Here is a 1,892-nt window from a genome sequence, read left to right as displayed (position 1 = left end):
AACAAGATCAACCCCACCAGCCCGCCCGAGCCGAGATCACCATCCCCAGTGACGAACCCGGCCGCTGTGGTCACCACCCTGAGTGACGCTCAACAGCACGCATCGGATCACCGCGGGCATCCTCACGGGCACGCACTAGATCCCTGGCCGCTTCCGGTTCCGGTGTCGGTACCGCGACCGCCACCACCTCGCCCAAGCGCAGCAACCGGGCCAGGTGCATCGCGTCACGGGCATCTGTCTTGACCCGATCCCCGGCCGGGCGCTGCAACTTCGACGGCGCCGCGACCACGCACGATATACCGGCAGCGGTCAGCGCCCGATACAACCCGAACCCGGTCGGGCCGGCCTCGTACACCACCCTCACCGGCGGTGCCAGTGTGGCCAGCCACGCCAGGATCTCCGCGTGATCCGGGCACAACCGGCGCCGCACCACCCGCCCCGACTCGTCCTCGATCCCGCACGCCACCACCGACATCGCGTGCACATCCAACCCGACACTCGTCCCTGAATACTCACCGGGGGCCTCCTGAAACTGCATGTGGCTCTACTGAAGTGAGTGTCACTCCGGCAACCTACGAGACTCTGCAGAACGAGGCCTCCGGCCTCGTCTACCTCAGTGGACCCTCATAGCGTCTAGTCCGCGGACGGTCTCGGCGCCTGGCCTTTCTCTGAACTAATCGCTCACGTGCTGGTGGGCGTCACGGCAAGACGGACATTCCGGGATCAGAGGTGTCCTCGACTGGCGAAATACATTATGGGAGTTAATGTTCCAGAGTGGCTTTGCGCTACGTAGATGCCAGAAGGAGGGATCGACTCGTGAAGATACCCGCGGCCGAACCGGCCCACGCGGATGGCAACGGAGTCGTCCCGGTCGCCGGCGGCCCGACGCCGACACCCCCGGGTGTCGGGGCGAATACGCCCGCAGCAGACGCGGCGGATCCGGGATCGGTTGCCGCGCACGAATTCCCGGCCAGTGTCGATCCGGCACCGGCAGGTCGGCGCAGCCGCTCGCGTACCGCGCTGATCTTCGCCGCGGCCCTGGCCGCGCTGGTGATGCTGGCGCTGATCTCCGCGGCCATCGGGCAGGTTCCGACCAGTCCCGCCGAAGTCGCCGGTGCGGTGTTCCATCGGATCGGCCTGGATTGGGGTCCGATGCCCGGACATCCCGCCGGGTACGTGACCCTGTGGGAGGTGCGGTTCCCGCGCGTCGTGCTGGGCATGCTGGTCGGGGCCGCGCTCGCGACCGCCGGCGCGCTGCTGCAAGGCGTGTTCGCCAACCCGCTCGCCGAACCCGGTGTCATCGGCGTGTCCGCGGGTGCGGCGGTCGGGGCGGGCACCGTCATCGTGATCGGTGGCGCGTTCGCGGCCGCCTGGTCGGTGGCGGCGGGCGCGTTCGTCGCCGGACTCGGCACCACGCTGCTGGTGTATCTGCTGTCGCGGTCGGGCGGGCGCACCGAGGTCGTGACATTGATCCTCACCGGTGTCGCCATCAACGCCTTCGCCGGTGGCGTGATCTCGTTCCTGCTGTTCAAGGCGTCCCCGGCGGCGCGTGACCAGCTGGTGTTCTGGCAGATGGGCAGCCTCAACGGCGCCACCTGGCAGGCGGTGAACGTGGTCTGGCCGCTGACCCTGCTGGGCATCGCCGCCGCGGTCTGGATGGCGCCGCGCCTGGATCTGCTGGCGCTGGGCGAATCCGCGGCCCGCCACCTGGGCGTGGACGTGGAACGGTTGCGGCGCAACGTGATCGTCATGGTCGCCGTCCTCGCCACCGCCGGTGTCGCCTTCACCGGCATCATCCTGTTCGTCGGGCTGATCGTGCCGCACCTGGTGCGCATGCTCGTCGGCCCCGGCCACCGGGTGCTGATCCCGCTGTCGGCCATCGTCGGCGCGGT

General features: G+C 69.0%; 1 protein-coding gene and 1 pseudogene. One reads left to right on the top strand and one right to left on the bottom strand.

The window, feature by feature from the left end:
- Positions 1-79 precede the first annotated feature (79 nt).
- Positions 80-538 (bottom strand): annotated as a pseudogene (locus ACFXN1_RS51745) (transposase); the annotation flags it as partial.
- 515 nt (positions 539-1,053) lie between these two features.
- On the opposite strand from ACFXN1_RS51745, the gene ACFXN1_RS51740 reads away from it, so the two are divergent.
- Positions 1,054-1,892 (top strand): FecCD family ABC transporter permease (locus tag ACFXN1_RS51740; protein ID WP_379446571.1); only part of this gene is annotated, 839 nt, incomplete at its 3' end.

This window comes from Nocardia sp. NPDC059154 (assembly GCF_042755705.1).
Classification (GTDB): domain Bacteria; phylum Actinomycetota; class Actinomycetes; order Mycobacteriales; family Mycobacteriaceae; genus Nocardia.
This window is presented reverse-complemented; position numbering and strand designations above follow the sequence as displayed.